An 18,374-nucleotide genomic window follows, 5' to 3' on the forward strand; every position below is an offset into this window, starting at 1 on the left:
GCGCCGCCCGCAGCCAGAGGCATGACGTTGATCTCCTAACGAGGGCAAACACATGAACTGCAGCGACGTACTGATCATCGGCGCCGGCCCCACCGGCCTGGTGCTGGCGCTATGGCTGCGCCAGCAGGGGGTCAAGGTACGGATCATCGACAAGACCTCGGGCCCGGGCAGCACTTCCCGGGCCCTGGCGGTACAGGCCCGGACCCTGGAGCTGTACCGCCAGCTGGACCTGACCCAGGCCATCGTCGAACGCGGCCACCACGTGCCGGCGGTCAACCTCTGGGTCCGCGGCGAGCGGGCCGCGCAACTGCCGTTCAACGCCATCGGCGAAGACCTGACGCCCTACCCCTTCCTGCAGATCTTTCCCCAGGACGAGCACGAGCAACTGCTGATCGAGCGCCTGGAACTGCTGGGCGTGCGCATCGAGCGGGGCACCGAACTGCTGGCCTTCACCGACCACGGCCACCTGATCAACGCCCGCCTGCGTGGCCCCGACGGCCGCGAGGAACACTGCCAGGCCTTCTACCTGGCCGGCTGCGACGGCGCCCGCTCCACGGTGCGCAAGACCCTGGGCACGGGGTTCCCCGGTGGCACCTACCAGCAGGTGTTCTACGTCGCCGATGTCGAGGCCGACGGCCCGAGCATCGACGGTCAATTGCACGTGGACCTGGACGACGCCGACTTTCTTGCGGTATTTCCCCTGGCCCACAGCGGCCGTGCGCGCCTGATCGGCACCGTGCGTGACGAGCGCGCCGAGCACCCGGAAAACCTGCGTTTCGAAGACGTCAGCCAGCGCGCCATGCATCAGCTCAAGGTCAACGTCACCCAAGTCAACTGGTTCTCCACCTACAAGGTGCACCACCGGGTGGCCGAGCAGTTTCGCCTGGGCCGGGTGTTTCTCCTGGGGGATGCCGCCCACGTGCACAGCCCCGCCGGCGGCCAGGGCATGAACACCGGGATCGGCGACGCCATCAACCTGGCCTGGAAACTGGCGGCGGTGCTCAGCGGCAAGAGCGCCGAAAGCCTGCTGGACAGCTATGAAATCGAACGCATGGAGTTTGCCCGGCGCCTGGTGGCCACCACCGACCGGGTGTTCAGCTTCGCCACCGCCGACGGCCCGGTCGCCTACCTGGTACGCACCCGCCTGGCGCCCCTGCTGCTGCCGAAAATCGCCGCCTTCGACAGTGCCCGGGAATTTCTCTTTCGCACCGTGTCGCAGATCACCCTCAACTACCGGGGCATGCCCCTGAGCGCCGGCGGCGTTGGCCCGGTGCACGGCGGCGACCGCCTGCCCTGGGTCCGCGACGGCGAGCATGACAACTTCGACAGCCTCGATTATCTGGGCTGGCAGGTGCACGTCTATGGCGTCACCAGCAACGCGGTGCAGGACTGGTGCGCCGAACACCGGGTGCCGTTGCGGATCTTCGACTGGCGCTCGGCCCACGCCCGCGCGGGGCTGGCGCGCAACGCCCTGTACCTGCTGCGCCCGGACACCTACGTGGCCCTGGCCGAACGTTCGGCCGATCCGCGGGTGCTGGAGCGCTATTTCCGCGAGCGCGAGATCTCCCCGCAGAACAGCCCGGCCGCCGTCAAACCGCGCTGATCCGCGCTCGGCGCACTGCGCAGCCGGGGCCGGGCATCGGGTTGCACGTGCATGGGCGCCGGCCCCCTAGCCGCGGTTGCGCCGCGTCAGGGCTGCGCTCGACGCCGCGCCGCCCACGGCTGAAGCGTTCGCGCAGAAAGCCTGCGCGAACGCCAGGGCCCTTAGAATTCGGCCTTGACCGACAGGGTGAAGTTGCGCGGATCGCCGTAGAAGTTGCCGAAGCCTTCAGTGCCGATGGTGGTGTAGTAGCGCTTGTCCAGCAGGTTGTTGCCGTTGAGCGCCAGGGACCAGGTGTCGTCGATGCGATAGCCGATGCGCCCGTTCCAGATCGCATAGCCGGCCTGGCTGATGTGCTTGCCGCTGGTGGGCGAGACCCGGTAGTTGTCGCTCTGGGCGTTGACCCCAGCCCCCACATTGAAGCGCTCCAGGGCACCGCCCAACTGGTAATCGCCCCAGACCCGCAGCAGGTGTCGCGGCACATAGCTGTTGTACGCCAAACCGTCGTTGTGGCTGTCGGCATCTTCCAGGATCTTGGTCTGGGTGTAGGTGTAGCCGGCCAGCAGTTGCAGGCGTTCGATCACCTCGCCGCTGACTTCGGCTTCAACGCCCTGGGCGCGGACCTTGCCCGAGTTCAGCGAGCAGGTGCTGTCCGGGCAGACCGGGTTGTCCTGCTGCGCATCCTCCTGAAGGGTGCGGAACAGGCTGAAGGCGCTGTTCAGGCGGCCGTCGAACCACTCGCCCTTGATCCCCAGCTCATAGCTCTTGCCCACCAGCGGCTTGAGAGACGCACCGTCCAGGGTCCGATAGCTGCCCTGGGGGGTGAAGATGCTGGAGTAGCTGGCATAGGCCGTGAGGTTGTCGTTGAGGTCGTACAGCACCCCGGCGAACGGCGTGACCTCGCCGGTTTCCTTGGAACGGGCACTGCTGGGGGTGCGGGTATCGCGCCAGTAGGCCACGGAATCGTTCTGCGACTTGTACCAACTGACCCGGCTGCCCATGACCAGGGTCAGCGGGTCGGCGAGTTTCAGGCGCAGGGTGGAATACAGCCCTTGCTGCTGGATCCGCAGATCGGATGGGCCGCCCCGGGTGGAGTTGCTTTCGTAGTAGCTGGCATCGGGCTTGGGCAGGTGGTGATCGGGGTCCAGCACGTTCTGCCGCTGCGGCAAGCCGGTCACGGCGTAGAAGTCGTCCTTGATCGAACGGCTGGCGTTGGCGCCGAATATCAGTTCGTGCTCCTGGCCAAAGGCCTGGAAGTGGCCGTCGACATAGGCGTCGAAGCCGTAGTCCACCTGATCGTAGTCATAGATGCTGCCCAGCATCAGGGTGCTGGAGCGGCTGGCACCCACCGGCACCGAACCGCTGGGGAAGGCGTACTCGACGTCCTGGGTGTTGCGGCTGTAGACCCCGGCCACCTTCAGCGCCCAGTCATCGTTGAGCTGCTGGCGCAGGTCGGCGAAATAGGTCGCGCGCTTGCTGCGCGAGTTGTTCCAGGCGGTGTTCAGGCAGGTGGAACGGCCGAGCTTGAGGTCGCTGCCGTCGCTGTAGCGCGGCAGGCCGCCCCAGCACGGGCGCGAATCAACATCTTCATAGGCCATGCCCAGGCCCAGGGTGGTGTCATCACTGAGGTCGAAATCCAGGGCGCCGTAGTAGACCTGATCCTTGCGCTCCCCCAGGTCGTAGAAGTACTGCCGGGTCTGCTGAGTCACCACCGCCCGGCCGCGGACGGTGCCGGCATCGTTCAACGGCCCGCCGGTGTCCACCTGGGCCCGGTAGTTGTCCCAGCTGCCGGCGGACATCGTCAGTTCGGTGTGGGGCGTGGCCTGGCCGCGCTTGCGCACGAAGTTCACCGAGCCGGCGGTGCCGCCCGCGCCCTTGAGCATGCCGGCGGCGCCGCGCAGGATCTCCACCCGGTCATAGAAGGCCATGTCGCTGCTGAAGCTGTCGGCCTGCACGTAGCTGCTGCCCATGTCCAGGGGCACGCCGTCGTACTGGTACTGGCCGGTCATGCGAAAACCCCGGGAGTAGAAATACTTGCCGCCCATGGGCGAGTCGTAGAGGGTGATGCCCGGGGTCTTTTCCATCACCTGGTCGATGGTGTTGAGGTTCTGGTCATCGAGCATCTTGCGGGTGATCACGGTCACCGACTGCGGGGTTTCCTTCAACGAGTGCTGGCCCTTGCCGATGGTCACCGCGCCGGTGGTGTAGGAACCGGAATACTCGGTGGTGGCCCCCAGCTCCTGGCCCTGCACCTGGGTGGCGCCCAGCTCCAGAGCGCCGCTGCCCTGGGGCACGGGGCGCAGCACATAGCTGCCATTGCTTTGCGGCTCGGCCTGCCAGCCGCTGCCGGCAAGAATCCGCGCAAAGCCTTCCTGTACCCCGTATTCACCCTTGAGCCCCGCCGAACGCAGGCCGGCGGTCTGCCGGGCATCGAAGGAAATGGCCGCGCCGGCTGCGCTGGCGTAACGGCTCAGCACCTCGGTCAGGTCACCGCCGGCAATGTCGAAGCGGCGCACCGCCGTCTGTTCGCTGGCCGCCACCGCGGTCAACGGCAGCAGCGCCGCGCCATACACCGCCAGCGCGCCCCAGAGCCCGAGCTTGATGGCCTGGGCCAACTTCGACTTGTGAACTTCAGACATGCTTTGCCTTCCCCCGATCTTGAAAATGAATCCACTGGGGGATGAGCCGGATCAGAATGGGCAAAAGTGCAAAGACCGGAATAATTATTTTTACCATTTGGTTTCAGCCGACGCGGCGCTGGGACACCCGCACCCAATAGCGGGTGTAGCGCTCGATGCGCAGCGAGAAACCGCTCTCAAGCGCCGCCAGGGCGCGATCGGTGTCATCGATGGGAAAGGCCCCGGAAATCTTCAGGCCGGCAATCTGCGGATCGCACTGCACCACACCGCGGCGATAGCGCGACAGGTCCGCCAGCAAGTCCCCCAAGGGTCGGTCGAGGGCGATGATGCTGCCCTGGCGCCAGGCGCCTACTGAAGCGTCGTTGGGTTGCAGCGCGGCGAAACTCCGGGTGTTGAAGGCCAGTTGCTGCCCGGCTTCGACCCGACGCACCAGCGCCCCATTACCCAGGCTGACCTGCACGCCCTGCTCCAGCACCGCCACCTGATCCTCGTGTTCCTCGCTGCGCAACACGAAACGCGCGCTCTGGGCCTGGACCTCACCGTGGCGCGTGATGACCCGCAATGGCCTGCGCAGCGCATCAACGCCAGCGCTCACCAGCATCTCGCCCCAGAGCAACTGCAACCGGCGCTGCTGAGCGTCGAAAGTGACATTTACCGAGGTGTCGGTGTTGAGCAGCAATGCACTGCCGTCCGCCAGGCGCACTTCGCGGCGTTCGCCGACCTGGGTTCGATAGTCCGCCAGCAGTTGCTGGGCGCTGTCGCTGCGCCAGCCCAGCCAGCCGAGGGAGCCGGCCGAGGCCAGTACCATCAGGTTGCGCATCAGCTCACGGCGCGAGCGCCCGGCCCCGCGCAAGGTGGAACCGGCCAGGCCACCAGGCAAGGCCGACATCTGCTCGCCCAGTTGCTGCATGCGTTCCCAGGCCTGGCGATGCAAGGGGTCGGCGGCCAGCCATTCGCGCCAGGCTGCCTGTTCCTGTTCGCTCGCTGTGCCGGAGCGCAACTGCGCATACCAGCGCGCCGCGCCGCTGATGGCCTGGCGCTCGCCCACGCTCAGTTGCAGCTTGGCAAAACTCATGACAACTGCATCCGCATCTGCATCAGGCAGCAATGCTCCATGGCCTTGGCCATGTAGTTGTTGACGCTGCGCACCGAGATCTGCAGGCGTTCGGCGATTTGCTCGTAGGTCAGGCCATCGCACTGGGACAGCAGGAAAGCCTGCTTGACCCTGGCCCCCAGGCCGTCCAGCAGGCGATCAACTTCCAACAGCGCCTGGAGCATCAGGTTCTGCTCCTCCGGCGACGGATGCTCGCCCTCGGGCACCAGGGCCAGGGCCTCCAGGTACGCCTGCTCCAGGGAGCGGCGGCGAAACAGATCGATCAGCAGGCCCCGGGCAATGCGCGACAGGTAGGGCCGCGGCTCGCGGATCTCCAGGGCATTGCGCGCCTTGAGCACCCGCACGAAAGTATCCTGGGCCAGATCGGCGGCATCGAAGGTGTTGCCCAGGCGCTGGCGCAACCAGCCCTGCAGCCAGCCGTGGTGATGGGTGTACAGATCGGTGACGGCACAGCGCAGGGATAAGTCGTCGGCGGGCATGACAATAAGGATTCATATTTGATAATGAATCGCATTGTCATGTAGAGGCGGAAGTCTTGGCAAGAGCCACGAACGCCGGACGACGTTCGTGGCGGTACGGCGGGGGCCGGGTCAGATCCCGGCCAGGGCCAGGTCCATGGCGAAGTAGGTGAAGATCAGGTCAGCACCGGCGCGCTTGATCGAGCCCAGGGTTTCGCGCACCACCCGCTGCTCGTCGATGGCCCCGGCCTGGGCGCCGAACTTGATCATCGCGTACTCGCCGCTGACCTGATACGCCGCCACCGGCAACCGCGAGGCCTCGCGGATGTCGCGGATGATGTCCAGGTAGGCCCCGGCGGGCTTGACCATCAGCGAGTCGGCGCCTTCCTGCTCGTCCAGCAGGGACTCGCGCACCGCTTCGCGGCGGTTCATCGGGTTCATCTGGTAGCTCTTGCGGTCGCCCTTGAGCGCACTGCCGCCGGCCTCGCGGAACGGGCCGTAGAGCGCCGAAGCGAACTTGGTGGAATAGGCCATGATCGGCGTCTGGGTAAAACCGGCGGCGTCCAGGGCCCGGCGGATGGCCTGGACCTGACCGTCCATGGCCGCCGACGGCGCGATCACGTCGGCGCCGGCACGGGCCGCGGCCACCGCCTGCTTGCCGAGGTTGATCAGGGTCTGGTCGTTGTCCACTTCATGGCCGTGCATCACGCCACAGTGGCCGTGCTCGGTGTATTCGCAGAAGCAGGTGTCGGACATCACGATCATTTCCGGCACCGCGTCCTTGGCAATGCGCGACATGCGCGACACCAGGCCGTTTTCCTTCCAGGTATCGCTGCCATCGCAGTCCAGGTGGTGAGACACGCCGAAAGTCATCACCGACTTGATCCCGGCGCGGGCGTAGCGCTCGATCTCCCCGGCCAGCTTGGATTCGGGAATGCGCATCACCCCGGGCATGCTCTTGATCGGCACGAAATCGTCGATTTCTTCCTCGACGAAAATCGGCAGCACCAGGTCGTTGAGGGTGAATTCGGTTTCCTGGAACAGACTGCGCAGTTGTTCGGAGCGACGCAGGCGGCGGGGACGGGCTTCTGGGAACTGGCTGGACATGATTTTTCCTAAGGCTGAGCGCGGGATAACACGAGCGATGGCGAAAAAAGGCTGAAAGCTTATGCCCAGAGCCGCCAGGGTACAAACCCGCACGGCTCAACAGAGCCTTGCCGAAGCCGTAACAATGCCCGCCAGGCCCCGCGATTCAGGGGGGTGTCGGCCCCTCGACGCGGCCAGCCTGCGACCATCTGACGCAACAGCAGCAGCCGCCATTGAAAACCGGCGCGCAACAAATCTTGCAGCGGCGCTTGGTTCTCGCACGGCGGCGCACACTACGGCGGCTCGCTGCCCTGCAAATTGAGGGTGTAGTCCTTCAGAGGCGTTTTGAAGTAGGCCATGCCGCCGTCGTCAATCTTTCCCCTGAGCACGATTTTCTTGATTCTGTCGGCAACTTCATCGGCAGCCTTTTCGGACTGAATCGTCGCTTCGATGCACTCGCCAGGCGGGTAACCCACGGTTCGAACGATCAGATTGAGATCGACGTAATGGTCAGCCTCGCGGCCCACAACGCGACGATTCTCCGGGCCCTGGGTCCAATAGATTTCCACGACCTTGCCGGCGGATGGCTTGAGCGGCAGGTTGCACGTGGCATTCAGCGCCACGCCCTGGTCCCCTGGCGTGGCCGTCACGCTGGCGGATGCCGCGGAATCGCTGCGCGGTGTCTTGCCGGGCAAGGTTGCCGGGCCGGGCTGTTGTTTGACCGCCGTGGTTTCTGCGCTGCAAAGCAGGGGATCAAGGGCCAGCAAACCCACCAGGCCGGCCCGCAGCAGCCAGCCCTTGCAGGACCCAACCTGGGCCCAGGTGCACCGGAGCCGTGCCGGCTTGTGCGTGCCGGGGCCTGCAAAATCGCCAGGGCTCAGCGCGTTCATGGGTGCCTCGGATCAGTGGGCGAAGGTGCGTTCTCACACGCTTGCTCACTGGTTTGGAGAAGTCTCAGGTGTCCCTCAATGCAGGTGCGCGCCGTGCCGCCGATCCAGATTTCATCGCCGATCTGTTCCACGTCAATCCGCCCTGCCCGGCCCATGCTCAGGCCCTGGCTGACGCGGTAGCGAGCCGGTGCCAGCCCGGCGCCCAGCAGCCACTGGGCGAGGCCGGCGTTGAGGCTGCCGGTGGCCGGGTCCTCGGGCATGCCATCACCGGCGATAAAGGCCCGCACCTCGAACTGCGCGTCGCTGTCATCGCGCTCGGGGTCACAGGGCGCGATCACCCCGACCGCCAGACCGACCAACTCCGGGTAGTCCGGTTGCAGGTCCAGCACCTGCTGGCGTTCGCCGAGCATCACCGCCAGCCAGCCGGCGCCGTTGTCGACCCACTGCGCCTGCACGATGTCCCCGGGCGCCAGGCGCAGACCACGGCGCACCTGCTCCAGCACCTCGGGCTCCACCGGGCCGGACTTGAGCAGCGGCGGCGCGAGAAAGGCCAGCTGATTGCCCTGACGGCGGATGCGCACCAGGCCCACCTCGCACTCCTGAATGATCTCCTCGCCCTGAGGCACGCCACCGGCTTCGAGCCAGGCGTGGCAACTGCCCAGGGTCGGGTGACCGGCGAACGGTAGCTCCTGGGTGGTGGTGAAGATCCGCAAGCGATAGTCGGCCCGGGGGTCGCGGGGCTTGAGGAGGAAGGTGGTTTCGCTGAGGTTGGTCCAGGTGGCGAAGGTGGCCATGCGTTCTTCGCTGAGGTCGTCGGCGTTGAACACCACGGCCAGGGGGTTGCCCTTGAAGGGGGTGGCGCTGAAGACGTCGATTTGTTTGAAGTTCAGGGCGGGCATTTAGAGGGAGCCTGGGGTCGGTGGGGGGCTGGGGGGTGAAGTGTACATATTCGTTGCTGCGGGTGTGACGGTTGGCGGTTTCGCTCTTACAGCGAGTGGGATGGAGTACATATCCGTTGCTGCGGTCAGGGCTGCTTATGGTTTCGCTCTTACAGCGACTCACTTTTGAAAAGCGCAAAAGTGAGCAAAACGCTTCTGCCCCTCCACTCGGTGCCTCGCCTAGGCTCGGCATGCCCTCACTCCGGCATTGATCCGTGGGCCGCCGCAATGGGCCATCCCTGGCCCAGTGCGGCTAACCCGGCGTCCTGCCGGGTTACCCACGGCTCAATACCTGCGTTCGGCCATCGTGTCTAAAGGGGCAGGAAGATCAAAAGCAAGATCAACAGCAAAGGCAAAATCTGACGGCGGCCTACCGGCCGACCTGTTTCATTGCCGTTAGCGTTACGTGTAGCCGCTGCCGCAGGCTGCGAACGGCTCCGCAGGAGACGCTAAACCTGCCTCCCCGATATTCCTGACATATCGCGCCGCCTAGTTTTGCGAGCGCAAGCGCTCGTTCGCAGCCTTCGGCAGCGGCTACAAGGAACCAGCCTGCGCAGCTTGGCTTTGGCTTTTGATCTTGATCTTGATCTTCAGGCCCCTTCCCAGCAGGCCGAGCGTAGGCATTGCGTAGGGGGCAGCTCGGCATGGATGCCGAGCTAGCCGCCACCCGGCCATGGATGGCCGGTTGGCGGCGGGCCCCCGGAGCAATGCCGGAGAGAGGGCACCCCGAGCCCTAGCGAGGGGCCGTATGGAGGGGCAAGCCCTTTTGGTTACTTTTACGGCGTTTGGTAAAAGTGACTCGCCGTAAGGGCGAAACCCTAAGTGGCCGTGACCGCAGCAACGGATATGTACCCCCCTTCGCGCCCCACCCCTAAAAAAAACACCTCAAACCACCTTGGGAATCTCCAACCCACGGATCACCGCCGGCCGCGCCACAAACTTGGCCAGCACCCGCTGCACCTGCGGGAAGCTATCAAACCCCACCAACCCACCCGCCTCATAAAACCCGACCAAATTCCGAATCCACGGAAAGGTCGCAATATCGGCAATGGTGTAGCGCTCACCCATGATCCACTCGCGCCCCTCCAGGTGCTTGTCCAACACCCCCAGCAAGCGCTTGGCCTCGTTCACATAACGCTCCAGCGGCCGCTTGTCCTCGTAGTCCTTGCCGGCGAATTTGTGGAAGAACCCCACCTGCCCGAACATCGGCCCGATACCGCCCATCTGGAACATCAGCCACTGGAGGGTTTCATAACGCGCCGCCGACTCCTGGGCCAGCAGTTGCCCGCTCTTGTCCGCCAGGTAAATCAGGATCGCCCCCGATTCGAACAACGCCAGCGGCTGGTCGCCAGGACCATGGGGATCGAGAATCGCCGGGATCTTGTTGTTCGGGCTGACGCTGAGGAACTCCGGGGTCATCTGATCCTGAGTCTCGAAGCTGACCCGGTGCGCTTCATAAGGCAGGCCGATCTCTTCGAGCATGATCGAGACCTTGACCCCGTTGGGCGTCGGCAACGAATACAGCTGAATCCATTCGGGAAATTGCGCAGGCCATTTCTGGGTAACGGCAAAAGCGGAAAGATCGGTCATGACAGGCTTCCAATGACAGTCAAAGGGGGGCGCCACACAAGGCAACGGTCGAGGATTATCCGCCGGGTTTTCTTAAATCGGCAACACACCGTGGTTAGTCTGGCGCTGCATCGAACCAAACGCCGTCCAAGGACTCAGAAGCACTGCCTTCACCCTTGCGCTGAAGAAGCTCGCCATGCCCCTGTTACGCCATCTCAAGAACCGCGCCTACCTGCTGCTACCGGCCCTGTTGCTGGGCAGCGCCTTGTCCCTGGAATCCAGTGCCAGCCGTGCACAACCGGTGGACGGCACCCAGACCATGGTGTTCCTGCGCCATGCCGAAAAACCTGCAGGCGGCCTCGGCCAGCTCAACTGCCAGGGGCTGAACCGGGCCATCGACCTGGCCTCGCTGCTGCCGGAAAAATTCGGCAAGGCGCAGTACGTGTTCGCCGCCGACCCCACGCGCAATGTCGAGGAAGGCGAGCTGGACAACTCCTACAGCTACATCCGCCCCTTGATGACCATCAGCCCTAGCGCCATCAAGCTCGGCCTGCCGGTGAACATCGATTTTGCCGCCAATGACACCAGCGACCTGGCGGACGAGCTGCTGCACGACCGCTACCACAACGCGACCATCTACACCGCCTGGTCCCACGGCTACCTGCCGGAGCTGATCAACAAGGTCGCCGAAGAGGCCGTGGGCGAAACACGCCCGATCACCGAGGACTGGGCCTCCAGCGACTTCGACTCGCTGTACGTGCTGACCCTGACCTGGCGCAACGGCAAGGCCAGCCTGCACAGCCAGAGCTACAAGCAGGGCCTGGACGGTGGCGAGCAGGATTGCCCGAGCTGATGGTTCCGGACTACAGGCGGCCTCCGTCCCTGTAGCCGCTGCCGCAGGCTGCGAACGGCTCCGCAGGAGACGCCACGATCTTTAGGTTGCTGCGCGTTCGACAGGAGATCGCCAGGCAAGGTCCTGCGGCCCTTTGCGCAGCCTCGCTGACGCTCGGCAGCGGCTACAGTCCAATGCCGGACGAGATCGGTTCGCGGCGCGCCGGCGCCAGCGGCTACAATTCGCGCTTATTGTCTTCGTGCGGAATACCTTTCATGTCCAACCTCGCCTCCACCCAGCCCACCCGCGGCTGGGCGTTCTGGTGCAAACCCCTGCTGTTCCTGCTCGTGGCCGCCATCGGCCTGTATTACGTGAAGTGGTCGCCCTACTACCTCAAGGCCTTTGTCGCCGCCGACAGCCACAGCATCGGCGCGTCGATCCTCAACGATCAGCAAAGCTCGCCCTGGAGCGCCGCCCTGGCCTATTCCCAGGTGTACTTCCTGGCCATCTGGAAAGCCGCGGTGCTGGCGGTGATCTTGGGTTCCCTGCTGCAGGTATTGATTCCCCGGGACTGGCTGCTGCGCCTGTTCGGCCGCGCCGGTTTCGGCTCGACCCTGCGCGGTGGGCTGTTCGCCCTGCCGGGCATGATGTGTTCCTGCTGCGCCGCGCCGGTGGCTGCGGGTCTGCGGCGGCAGAAGGTCTCGGTGGGCGCGGCCCTGGCGTTCTGGATCGCCAACCCGGTGCTCAACCCGGCGACTCTGGTGTTCATGGGCTTTGTCCTGGGCTGGGGCTTTTCCGCCCTGCGCCTGGTGGCGGGGATTGTCCTGGTGCTGGGCGTGTCCCTGGTGGCGCAACGGGTCGCCGGCCCCGAGCAACTGCCGGAAGCCGCAGTGGATGCGGTGGTGGAAGCCAGCACGGTGAACGACCAGCCGTTCCTGCTGCGCTGGGGCAAGACCCTGTGGCAATTGTTCTGGAGCACCATTCCGATCTACGTGCTGGCGGCACTGGTGCTGGGCGCGGCGCGGGTCTGGCTGTTCCCGCATATCGACGGCGCCATGGGTGACAGCCTGTGGTGGCTGGTGCCGCTGGCGATTGCCGGGACCCTGTTCGTGATTCCCACAGCAGCGGAGATTCCCATCGTCCAGACCATGATGACCCTGGGCCTGGGCACTGGGCCGGCAGTGGCCCTGCTGATGACCCTGCCGAGCATCAGCCTGCCGTCGCTGCTGATGCTGCGCAAAGACTTCGATGCCCGGGTGCTGGTGACCGTGGCCGTGCTGACCATGCTGGTGGGGATTGTCTGCGGGTTGATTGGTACGGTGTTGTTGTAGAGCCCGGTTTATTGTCTTGAAACACATTGGTCAGGGAATGACGCTCCCGAAACCAGAGTTTTCGCTTTGTTTTGTAAGGCTTGTCCGAGAGAATCGCCAACGCCTTTAAGCGGCTTGCGCCCTTGGTTTTCGTCAGGCAGCCTCCCTGAGCCGCTGCACAATCAGCGACCCGGATGTGGAAGTCTGGAAGAGTCAAAGGTACATCGCCCTTAACGCGTAGGTACCCTTATGAAAAAGCTCGTCCCCGATCCACCCCGCCCACTGCGCGATCCCGAGCTGGATCGCGCCAACGCCAACCTGCTCAGCGCGCTGAAACCGACCCAGGCACGCCCGTTCGGCCTGCGCGATGCCCAGGGCAATACCCTGTTCAGCGTGCAAGCCGGGGTCAGCGCCGAAGAGGCCCTGAGGCACGTCGCCCTGCTGCTCAAATGCGCCGAGGAGGTGTCCGATGAAATCACCGAGCGCGCCAGCGGTATCGAACGCGGCCTGATCTGGTCCATGGTGCATTCCGTGGAAATGGCCCGGGCCGTGGTCGAGGCCTTGCTCGACCGTCCACGCCCTGCCGGCTGACGCCCGCGCACACCGCGCGCTCAGGTGTTGCGAGCGCGCGTTTTTTTGAGCGCTAGCGCGATGGCGGCTGGCGCTGGCGCAGGTAATCGAGCACGGCGCCGTGCTCGCCGCTGAACTCGATCCGCGCGCCCTTACTCTCGCGCTGGAAGGTGTACATCGGGTCGTAGTATTCGCCCAGCAAGCCTTCGATCCAGGCTCGGTGCAGTTCGACGTCGCCGCTGCGGGCCTGTTCCGCCAGGGCGGCTTCCATCAGCAGCAACAGGCGCTGGTGACGCTCGCCACCGAGGCGCTTGTGGATCTTGTTCAGGCTTTCCAGCAGGCGTTCGGCAAACAGGGCAAAACCTTCCTCGCCATGCACGGCCACGAACTCGGCGCTGAGGTTGACCACGTAATCGTCGAGGATGCGCTGCACCCGGCTGTCGAGGCGGTCTTCCAGCCAGACCATGGGCAGGCCCTGCATGCTCTGGTACAGCGACAGCGGCAAGGCGCAGCTGCCGATCATGCGATTTTCGTCTTCCAGGACAAAGCTCTGCACGCCGCGCTCACGCTTTTTCAGCAGGTCCACCGCCAGACGGTTTTCGAAGTCGATGTTGCTCGGCTGCCCGGTGGCGCGCCGGCCGAAACTGGAGCCGCGGTGGTTGGCGTGGCCTTCCAGGTCCAGGGCGTTGTCCAGTTGGCCCAGCACTTCGGTCTTGCCGGTGCCGGTCATGCCCCCCAACAGGACAAAATCGCACTGCTGCAGGGCCTGTTCGGTGGTGTCCAGCAGGAAGGTACGCATGGCCTTGTAGCCGCCGCCAACCCGCGGGTAGTCAATGCCCGCTTCGTCCTTGAGCCATTGCTGGACGATCTGCGAGCGCAGGCCGCCACGGAAGCAGTACAGCAGGCCGTCGGGGTGAGCCCGGGCGAAATCGGCCCAGGCCTGGATGCGCTGGGCCTTGATGTCCCCGGACACCAGTTGATGCCCAAGCACGATGGCCGCCTGCTGCCCCTGCTGCTTGTAGCAGGTGCCGACACGCTGGCGTTCCAGGTCGGTCATCAGCGGCAGGTTGAGCACCCCGGGAAAGGCGCCCTTGGTGAATTCGATCGGCGCCCGGGTGTCCATCATCGGCCGGTCGTTGAGGAATATGTCGCGGTAGTCGGTGCAGTCCAGAGGCATCAGAACACCTCGACCGCGTGGCTCTGTCGCTCCACCAGCTCGCCGATGGGCGCCAGTTCCAGGCCCAGCTCCGCCGCCAGGGCGAGGAACTCGGCATTGCCTTGCGGGGTCACCGCCACCAGCAGGCCGCCACTGGTCTGTGGATCGCAGAGCACGCGTTTGTGCAGCTCCTGGACCCGGCCGATCTTCTCGGCGTAGCTGCTGTAGTTGCGCAAGGTGCCGCCGGGCACGCAGCCCTGGTCCAGGTAGTACTCGACCCCCGGCAAACGAGGTACGCGGTCGTAGTGGATCTGCGCGGTCAGGCCGCTGCCGTCGGCCATTTCCACCAGGTGCCCGAGCAGGCCGAAACCGGTGACGTCGGTCATCGCGGTCACCCCTTCGAGCTTGCCGAAACGCGCGCCGGGCTTGTTCAGGGTGCACATCCAGTCGCGGGCCAGGCCGATGTCGGCGTCGCGCAGCTTGCCCTTTTTCTCGGCGGTGGTGAGCACGCCGATCCCCAGGGGCTTGGTCAGGTACAGCAGGCAGCCGGCGGTCGCGGTGTCGTTGCGCTTCATGAAGCGTTTTTCTACCAGCCCGGTGACCGCCAGACCGAAGATCGGCTCCGGTGCGTCGATGGAGTGGCCGCCGGCCAGGGGAATGCCCGCCGCGTCGCATACGGCGCGGCCGCCGCGGATCACTTCCCGGGCGATTTCCGGGGCCAACACGTTCACCGGCCAGCCGAGAATGGCGATCGCCATCAGCGGGTCGCCGCCCATGGCGTAGATGTCGCTGATGGCGTTGGTGGCGGCGATGCGCCCGAAGTCGAAGGGGTCGTCGACGATGGGCATGAAAAAGTCGGTGGTGGAGACTACGCCGCGTTCTTCGTCGATGGCGTAGACCGCCGCGTCATCGCGCGAGGCGTTGCCGACCCACAGCTTGGGATCGAGGTTCTGCGCCCCGCTGCCGGCCAGAATCACCTCCAGCACCTGGGGGGAAATCTTGCAGCCGCAGCCGGCTCCGTGGCTGTACTGGGTCAGGCGAATCGGCTCGCTCATGGGGCACCTCGTCAAGTCTGGGACCGGGATTCTAGCAGAGCCCTCAGGCACTGGGCCGCGGCGTGCCCTGATGGAACAGCATCTGCCAGCGCCCTTCGCGGCAGCGCCACAGCGAACTGCGCCAGGCACTGCTGGCCGCCCGTCCACCGGCTGCGGCGTTATGGCACAGGTAGGTAACCTGGGCCAGATCGGCCGCCAGGCGCTGCAACGCAAACTCGCTGATGCGCCGTTCGATGAAGTCCTGCTGCGGCAGGCTGTGCAGCACCTGGGCCTTGTTCCAACGTCCGCCGCTGGCGCCGAATTCGAGAAAATCATCGGCCAGCAAGGCCTCCAGCGCCTGGCGATCGGCGCGCACTTCGGCTTGTTGCAGTTGGCGTTCGAGCATCAACAGGTGGTCGGACAATTCCATGGTCACTCCCGAGGCGGCGGCGGATCAGTGGCGCACTCTAGCATCCGCGCCCAGCCTCTCAAGACCGGACACCTGCGGTAGCGCTTGCACCAAGCAAATGCGCCGGACTTTGGTTAGGCTTGCAGCGCCCTGCCCGGGCACGCTTGTCCTCATACCCACAAAAGCGCCCCCCCGCCCCTCACCCGAGGCCAGGGCAAGACGCTGACGGAGCCCGCCATGAAATTCACCACCCAGTCCATCGCCCGCAAGCTCAAGTTCCACCAGTTGGTGGTGTTCGAGCAGGTGCTGCAAAGCGGCTCGCTGGTGCGCGCCTCCCAGGCGCTGAACCTGACTCAGCCGGCGGTGACCAAGATCATTCACGAGCTGGAGTCCTACTTCGAGGCGCCGCTGCTGGTGCGCAGCAACCGCGGGGTCAGCGCCACCGAGCTGGGCCAGGTGGTGGTGCAACGGGCCAAGTCGCTGCTGGCGGAGCTGCGGGCCCTGACCGATGAGGTCAACGCCTTCCAGGAAGGCACCTCGGGGCAGGTGATGGTCGGCACCCTGATCTCGGCCTCGACCTCGCTGCTGCCCCGGGCCATCCAGTTGCTCAAGCAGCGCGCTCCGGGGGTGCTGGTGTCATTGCGGGTCGGGCAGATGGACCAGTTGTTCCCGGCGCTGGCGGTGGGCGATGTCGACCTGGTGGTGGGCCGGGTGCCGGACGACTGGCACCGACGCAGCGAGGCCCTGGAGGTCGACGTGCTGTACCGCGAGGACTTGAGCATCGTCGCCGGCGTCCATCACCCGTTGCACCAGCAGACGCCGGTCAGCCTGGAACACCTGCACGCCTACCCCTGGGTGCTGCCGACCCGCGACTCGCTGCTGCGGCGCACCGCCGACCGACTGTTCGCCGACAACGGCCTGCCGACGCCGGACAATGTTGCCGAGTCGCTGTCGATCCTCACCAACATCACCCTGATGCAGGATCAGCGCACCGTGGCCCTGATGCCCTACGAGGCCTCGTTGCAGTTCATCCAGGCCGGCATGCTCCAGGCTTTCGATCTGGGGACGCCGCTGCAGTTCGGCGACATCGGTTGCTTCTACGCCCAGCGCCATCTGGGCCCGGCGGCCCGGCTGTTCCGCGAATGCCTGGACCTGGCCCGAGCAGAGTCCGACAGCGGGCAAGCGCCGATCCAGGCTTCGCCCTGATATTCCAATTGTTAATAGTTAGCGGCCGATCTTTGATTATTCACTAATACCAGGCCTTCCTACACTCGCCCCGAAACCCATGTTTCGGAGGTTCAAGTGTCCACTGCCCTGCTGCGTCATTTCATCGCCGGCGAGTTCGTCGCCAGCCCCCAGACCTTTGCCAATATCTCCCCGGTCGACGGCCGCGTGCTGGGCCAGGTCTGCGAGGCCGACCGATCCCAAGTGGACCGCGCCGTGACCGCGGCCAAGGCGGCGCAGTCCGGCCCCTGGGCCGATTACAGCGCCAGCCAGCGCGCCGACCTGCTGCTGCGAATTGCCGCCGGCATCGAGGCGCGTTTCGAGGATTTCGTCGCCGCCGAAGTCGCCGACACCGGGCGCCCGGTGCAACAGGCGCGCACCCTGGACGTGGCCCGCGCGGTGCAGAATTTCCGCACCTTCGCCGAGCTGCTGCGCCAATCCGGCGGCGAAATCTTCGAGATGCGCGGCGCCGACGGCAATGACGTGTTCAGCTACAGCGTGCGCAAGCCCCACGGCGTGGTGGCGATCATCTCGCCGTGGAACCTGCCGCTGTTGCTGCTCACCTGGAAAGTCGCCCCGGCCCTGGCCTGCGGCAACTCGGTGGTGGTCAAGCCGTCCGAGGACACCCCCTCCAGCGCCACCCTGCTGGCCGAAGTGATGCACGACGCCGGGGTGCCGGCCGGCGTGTTCAACCTGGTGCACGGCTTCGGACCGAATTCGGCCGGGGAATTCCTCACCGCCCATCGCGACGTCGACGCCATCACCTTCACCGGCGAATCCCGTACCGGCGCCACCATCATGAAAGCCGCCGCCGAAGGCGTGCGCGAGGTGTCCTTCGAGCTGGGCGGCAAGAACGCCGCGGTGGTGTTCGCCGACTGCGATTTCGACGCCGCGGTGGCCGGGGTGCTGCGCGCAAGCTTCACCAACGCCGGGCAGGTATGCCTGTGCTCGGAGCGGGTCTACGTCGAACGGCCGATCTACCAGCGCTTCGTCGCCGCCCTCAAGGCCGGTGCCGAACAGTTGAAGATCGGCTACCCCGATGAAGACGGGGTCAACATGGGCTCGCTGATTTCCCACAAGCACCGGGACAAGGTCCTGGGCTACTTCCAACTGGCCCTGGAGGAAGGCGCGACCCTGGTCAGCGGCGGCGGCATTCCGCAGTTCGGCGATGCCCGGGACCAGGGCGCCTACGTCCAGCCGACGATCTGGACCGACCTGCCGGACCACGCCCGCTGCCTGCGCGAGGAGGTGTTCGGCCCGGTCTGCCACATCGCCCCGTTCGACACCGAGGACGAAGTGCTGCGCCGGGTCAACGACTCGGCCTATGGCCTGGCCACGGCCCTGTGGACCCGCGATCTGAAGCGCGCCCACCAGCTGTCCCGGCGCTTCCGCGTGGGCATGGTCTGGGTCAACACCTGGTTCCTGCGCGACCTGCGCACGCCGTTCGGCGGCACAAGGCTCTCGGGCGTGGGGCGCGAAGGCGGCCGTCACTCCCTGGATTTCTACTCCGAGATCACCACCATCTGCGTCAACCCTTGAGGGGCA

The 18,374-nt window shown here is 65.5% G+C and carries 16 protein-coding genes; 6 read left to right on the top strand and 10 right to left on the bottom strand.

Going from position 1 to position 18,374, the window contains the following annotated elements; translation table 11 throughout:
• Positions 1–52: 52 nt before the first annotated feature.
• Positions 53–1,603: an FAD-dependent oxidoreductase gene (locus tag GGI48_RS03390; RefSeq protein WP_179596965.1), complete on the top strand. Its 1,551-nt coding sequence runs from the start codon at positions 53–55 to the stop codon at positions 1,601–1,603.
• A 161-nt stretch (positions 1,604–1,764) separates the two neighbouring features.
• Here the strand turns inward: GGI48_RS03390 and GGI48_RS03395 are convergent, their stop codons facing one another.
• The 7 genes from GGI48_RS03395 to GGI48_RS03425 all read right to left on the bottom strand — a co-directional run bounded on the left by GGI48_RS03395 (position 1,765) and on the right by GGI48_RS03425 (position 10,315).
• Complete coding sequence (locus tag GGI48_RS03395) at positions 1,765–4,239, bottom strand: TonB-dependent siderophore receptor (protein ID WP_179596966.1); 2,475 nt, start codon at positions 4,237–4,239, stop codon at positions 1,765–1,767.
• A gap of 103 nt (positions 4,240–4,342) precedes the next feature.
• Positions 4,343–5,314 carry a FecR domain-containing protein gene (locus GGI48_RS03400; RefSeq protein ID WP_179596967.1) on the bottom strand — a complete coding sequence of 324 codons (972 nt, stop codon included), beginning with the start codon at positions 5,312–5,314 and terminating at the stop codon, positions 4,343–4,345.
• A complete protein-coding gene (locus GGI48_RS03405; protein ID WP_016962996.1) occupies positions 5,311–5,832 on the bottom strand; it encodes a sigma-70 family RNA polymerase sigma factor in 522 nt (173 codons plus the stop codon). Before GGI48_RS03405 ends, GGI48_RS03400 begins: the two co-directional genes overlap by 4 nt.
• 111 nt (positions 5,833–5,943) lie before the next feature.
• On the bottom strand, positions 5,944–6,918 hold the full coding sequence (gene hemB / locus GGI48_RS03410; RefSeq protein WP_047303488.1) for a porphobilinogen synthase: 975 nt from the start codon (positions 6,916–6,918) through the stop codon (positions 5,944–5,946).
• A 272-nt stretch (positions 6,919–7,190) separates the two neighbouring features.
• Positions 7,191–7,787, bottom strand: a complete 597-nt coding sequence (locus tag GGI48_RS03415; RefSeq protein WP_179596968.1) for a hypothetical protein — start codon at positions 7,785–7,787, stop codon at positions 7,191–7,193.
• Positions 7,784–8,686 carry a PhzF family phenazine biosynthesis protein gene (locus GGI48_RS03420; protein ID WP_179596970.1) on the bottom strand — a complete coding sequence of 301 codons (903 nt, stop codon included), beginning with the start codon at positions 8,684–8,686 and terminating at the stop codon, positions 7,784–7,786. The genes GGI48_RS03415 and GGI48_RS03420 overlap by 4 nt, the downstream gene beginning before the upstream one ends.
• Positions 8,687–9,610: 924 nt before the next feature.
• Positions 9,611–10,315 (bottom strand): glutathione binding-like protein, encoded by a 705-nt coding sequence (locus GGI48_RS03425; RefSeq protein WP_179596972.1) that lies wholly within the window; start codon positions 10,313–10,315, stop codon positions 9,611–9,613.
• Positions 10,316–10,490: 175 nt separating this feature from the next.
• Between GGI48_RS03425 and GGI48_RS03430 the strand changes: the two genes are divergently transcribed.
• From GGI48_RS03430 to GGI48_RS03440, 3 genes are all read left to right on the top strand, one after another.
• Positions 10,491–11,147, top strand: a complete 657-nt coding sequence (locus GGI48_RS03430; protein ID WP_179596974.1) for a histidine phosphatase family protein — start codon at positions 10,491–10,493, stop codon at positions 11,145–11,147.
• Between the two features lie 254 nt (positions 11,148–11,401).
• Positions 11,402–12,457, top strand: coding sequence for a permease (locus tag GGI48_RS03435; protein ID WP_179596976.1), 1,056 nt, complete (start codon positions 11,402–11,404; stop codon positions 12,455–12,457).
• A gap of 228 nt (positions 12,458–12,685) precedes the next feature.
• Positions 12,686–13,027 (top strand): DUF3077 domain-containing protein, encoded by a 342-nt coding sequence (locus GGI48_RS03440; RefSeq protein WP_016964563.1) that lies wholly within the window; start codon positions 12,686–12,688, stop codon positions 13,025–13,027.
• A 52-nt stretch (positions 13,028–13,079) separates the two neighbouring features.
• Here GGI48_RS03440 and mnmH read toward each other — a convergent pair whose 3' ends face one another.
• Genes mnmH through GGI48_RS03455 form a run of 3 tightly spaced genes read right to left on the bottom strand, consistent with a single transcriptional unit; the run spans position 13,080 to position 15,626 of the window.
• Complete coding sequence (mnmH, locus tag GGI48_RS03445) at positions 13,080–14,183, bottom strand: tRNA 2-selenouridine(34) synthase MnmH (RefSeq protein ID WP_179596978.1); 1,104 nt, start codon at positions 14,181–14,183, stop codon at positions 13,080–13,082.
• On the bottom strand, positions 14,183–15,217 hold the full coding sequence (selD, locus tag GGI48_RS03450; RefSeq protein ID WP_179596980.1) for a selenide, water dikinase SelD: 1,035 nt from the start codon (positions 15,215–15,217) through the stop codon (positions 14,183–14,185). The genes mnmH and selD overlap by 1 nt, the downstream gene beginning before the upstream one ends.
• 43 nt (positions 15,218–15,260) lie before the next feature.
• Positions 15,261–15,626, bottom strand: a complete 366-nt coding sequence (locus tag GGI48_RS03455) for a DUF4440 domain-containing protein (protein WP_047303466.1) — start codon at positions 15,624–15,626, stop codon at positions 15,261–15,263.
• A gap of 216 nt (positions 15,627–15,842) precedes the next feature.
• Between GGI48_RS03455 and GGI48_RS03460 the strand changes: the two genes are divergently transcribed.
• Together GGI48_RS03460 and GGI48_RS03465 are read left to right on the top strand one after the other, a co-directional pair.
• Entirely contained in the window at positions 15,843–16,811 is a 969-nt protein-coding gene (locus tag GGI48_RS03460) for a LysR substrate-binding domain-containing protein (RefSeq protein WP_179596982.1), read from the top strand.
• Positions 16,812–16,907: 96 nt separating this feature from the next.
• Entirely contained in the window at positions 16,908–18,368 is a 1,461-nt protein-coding gene (locus GGI48_RS03465) for a 2-hydroxymuconic semialdehyde dehydrogenase (protein ID WP_179596984.1), read from the top strand.
• Positions 18,369–18,374: the final 6 nt, after the last annotated feature.

The sequence above is a fragment of the Pseudomonas protegens genome (genome assembly GCF_013407925.2).
In the GTDB taxonomy this organism is placed as follows: domain Bacteria; phylum Pseudomonadota; class Gammaproteobacteria; order Pseudomonadales; family Pseudomonadaceae; genus Aquipseudomonas; species Aquipseudomonas fluorescens_AP.